The sequence below is a fragment of the Streptomyces sp. NPDC006435 genome, from assembly GCF_040612315.1.
Taxonomy (GTDB): Bacteria; Actinomycetota; Actinomycetes; order Streptomycetales; family Streptomycetaceae; genus Streptomyces.
In genome coordinates this window covers 1-3,609 of the sequence record NZ_JBEXPY010000112.1, presented here as the reverse complement: position 1 = coordinate 3,609, position 3,609 = coordinate 1, and the positions used below count along the sequence as shown (strand labels likewise).

General features: G+C 74.3%; 1 protein-coding gene. It reads left to right on the top strand.

All coding sequences use genetic code 11. The features are described 5' to 3' along the window. Window positions 1–45 precede the first annotated feature (45 nt). Window positions 46–3,609, top strand: a 3,564-nt coding sequence (locus ABZZ04_RS39280; RefSeq protein WP_356937032.1) for an SDR family NAD(P)-dependent oxidoreductase, incomplete at its 3' end; no start/stop codon positions are given.

The window sequence follows — 3,609 nt, the reverse complement described above, 5'->3', positions numbered from 1 at the left end:
GGACAGGACATCGCCTGGGACAAGGCCCTGCCCGACGGAACGCCGGTGGACCTTCCCACGTACGCCTTCCGACGCAAGCACCACTGGATCGAACCGAAGGCCGGGAGGAACACCGGCAGGAACACCGGCCACGGACGGCCGCACGCCGATGACGCCCTGTGGCAGGCCGTCGGCAGAGGCGAGAGCGAACGCGTCTCCGAACTCCTCGGCGTGACCGACAGCTCCGCCGTCGCCACCCTCCTGCCCTACCTCGCCACCTGGCGCGAACAGCAGGACAGGGCCGGCGAGGTCGCCGACTGGAGCTACGAGGAGACCTGGCAGCCCTCCCCGGTGGCCCGCACCGCGCCGCTGCCGCGCGGCCACTGGCTGATCGTCGCCCCCGCCGCCGCACAGGCCCTCGCCGGAGAGCTGGCCGGGGCACTGACCGGCGCGGGCGCCTCCCCGCACCTCCTGACCGCCGACACGGACACGACCACCGGTACCGGTGCCGACACGGACACAACCCCCGGTACCGGTGCCGACACGGACACAACCCCCGGTACCGGTGCCGACCGTGCCGTGTACGCCGCGTCGATCGGCGACCTGCTCGCGGAACTCGGCGACGAACCGCTGCGCGGCGTCCTCGCCCTCACCGCGGCCGACACCGCCCCGCACCCCGGCCACCCCGCCGTGACCACGGGCGCCGCCCGGAGCCTCGCGCTCGTACAGGCACTGGGCGACGCCTCGGTACGGGCCCCGCTGTGGTTCGTGACCCAGGGCGCCGTCCGCGCCCACGACACGGACCCCGCCCCCGGCCCCGCCCAGGCCCTCGCCTGGGGACTGGGCCACGTCGTGGCCCTCGAACACGCCAACCGTTGGGGCGGACTCGTCGACCTGCCCGCCGAACCCGACCCGACGACCACCCGCCGGCTCCTGGCCACCCTCGCCGCGCACGGCACCCCGGGCGCGGAGGAGCACGTCGCGCTGCGCCCCGCCGAACGCCTCGTCCGCAGGCTGCGCCGTACGGGTACCGCAACGGCGACCGCACGGCCCTGGACCCCCCGGGGCACCGTCCTGATCACCGGCGGCAGCGGCGCACTCGCCGCCCACCTGGCCCACCGCCTCGCCGAACGCGGCGCCGAACACCTCGTCCTCGTGTCCCGGCGCGGCCCCGACGCCGAGGGCGCCGCCGAACTCACCGCCGCACTCGAAGCCGCGGGCACCCGCGTGACCCTCGCCTCCTGCGACGTCACCGACCGGCGCCGGCTCGACGAACTCCTCACCGCGATCGACCGCGACGAGGCACCCCTGCGCGCCGTCTTCCACACCGCGGGCGTCCTCGACGACCGGCTCATCGACCGCCTGGACGCCGAGGCCCTCGCCGCCGTGGCCGCCCCCAAGCTCACCGCGGCCGTCCACCTGCACGAACTCACCCGCGACCGCGACCTCGACGCCTTCGTCCTGTACTCGTCGGTCGTCGGCACCCTCGGCAACATCGGCCAGGCCAACTACGCCATGGCCAACGCCGCCCTGGACGCCCTCGCCGCCGGGCGCCGGGCCGAGGGCCTGCCCGCCGTCTCCATCGGCTGGGGCCCCTGGGCCGACGGCGGAATGACCCACGGCGCCGCCGAGGACCAACTGCGCCGCATCGGCCTCGAACCGATGCCCGCCGAACGCGCCCTGGACGCCCTCGACGCGGCACTCGACCACGGCGGCTCGACCGTCGTCGCCGGGATCGACTGGCCCCGGGCCGCCGCCGCGTACACCGAGGGCGGCGACCGCCCCTTCCTGCACGAGGTCCCCGAGGCCCGCGCAGCAATCGCGGACGCCCCCGCCGAACAGACCAACCCCCTGCGCACCACCCTGCTCGCCCTGGCCGAGGACGCCCGCGAGAACCACCTGCGGTCCCTGCTCGCCGTAGAGGCGGCGGCGGTGCTCGGCACCGAGAACCCCGCGTCGCTCGACCCCGAGCGCGGCTTCAAGGACCTGGGCTTCGACTCGATGATGGCCGTCGACCTCAGCGTGCGCGTACAGAAGCGCACCGGCGTCATCACACCCAAGACCCTGATCTTCGACCACCCGAACCTGGCGGCCGCCGCACAGTGGCTGCTCGGCGAACTCGCCCCCGCCCTCACCGACACCGCCGCCGCCGTCGCAGCGCACCGCACCGACGAACCGCTCGCCGTCGTCGGCGTCGGCCTGCGCATGCCGGGCGACGCCCACGACCTCGACAGCCTCTGGGACGTGCTCGCCGAGGGCCGCGACACGGTGCGCCAGGTACCGGCCGACCGCTTCGACATCGACGCGTTCTACGACCCGGACCCGGACGCCGAGGGCCGGACCTACGCCCGCCACGCCTCCTTCCTCGACGACGTGGCCCACTTCGACGCGGCCTTCTTCGGCATCTCGCCGCGCGAGGCCGAACCGATGGACCCCCAGCACCGGCTGCTCCTGGAGGCCGCCTGGAACTCCCTGGAGAACGCCGGCATCCGCCCGCGCGAGCTGCGCGACTCCCGCACCGGCGTCTTCGTGGGCGCAGGCGTGGGCGAGTACGGCAAGTACCGCCCGAACGGCGCCCCGGACACGTACACCCTGACCGGCACCCTGCCGAGCTTCAACGCGGGCCGTCTCTCCTACCACCTCGGGCTCCAGGGCCCCGCGCTGTCCATCGACACCGCGTGCTCGTCGTCGCTGGTGGCCCTGCACCTGGCCTGCGAGGCACTGCGCAACGACGAGTGCGAACTGGCGCTCGCGGGCGGCGTCCAGGTCCTCACGGACCCCGGTGCGTTCATCGCCCTCAGCCGCTCGCACGCACTCTCCCCGGACGGCCGCAGCAAGGCGTTCTCGGCCGAGGCGGACGGGTACGGGCGAGGCGAGGGCGTCGGCGTGATCGCCGTCATGCGGCTCTCCGACGCGATCGAGCAGAACCGCACGGTACTGGGCGTCATCCGGGCCACGGCCATCAACCACGACGGCGCCAGCAGCGGCATCACCGCCCCCAACGGCTCCTCCCAGCAGAAGGTCATCCGCGCCGCCCTCCGCTCGGCGGGCCTGTCCACCGAGGACGTCGACTACGTCGAGTGCCACGGCACGGGCACGTCGCTGGGCGACCCGATCGAGGTGCAGGCACTGGCCGCCGTGTACGGGGAGGGCCGCGAGCCGGGCCGGGAACTCGGACTCGGTACGGCGAAGAGCGTCATCGGCCACCTGGAGTCGGCGGCCGGCATCGCCGGTGTCTGCAAGATGCTCGCCTCCTTCCGGAAGGACGCCCTGCCCGGCACCCGGTACAGCTCCCCGCGCAACCCGAACATCGCCTGGGACGACCTGCCGGTACGGGTGGTCGACGAACTCACGCCGTGGGAACGGGAAGAGGGCCGGGTCCGGCGCGCGGGTGTGTCGTCGTTCGGCCTGAGCGGTACGAACGCGCACGTCATCGTTGAGGAACCGCCGGTCGCCGGGACGACGGGGCCGGCCGCCGGAGCCGTCGACGACGGTGTCTTCCCGGTGGTGGTGTCGGGTCGTGACGAGACCGCGCTGCGTGGGCAGGCGGGGCGTTGGGCGTCCTGGCTGTCCGGTCGTGAGGGTGTGCGGGTGGCGGATGTGGCGGTGACGGCTGCGCGTCATCGTTCG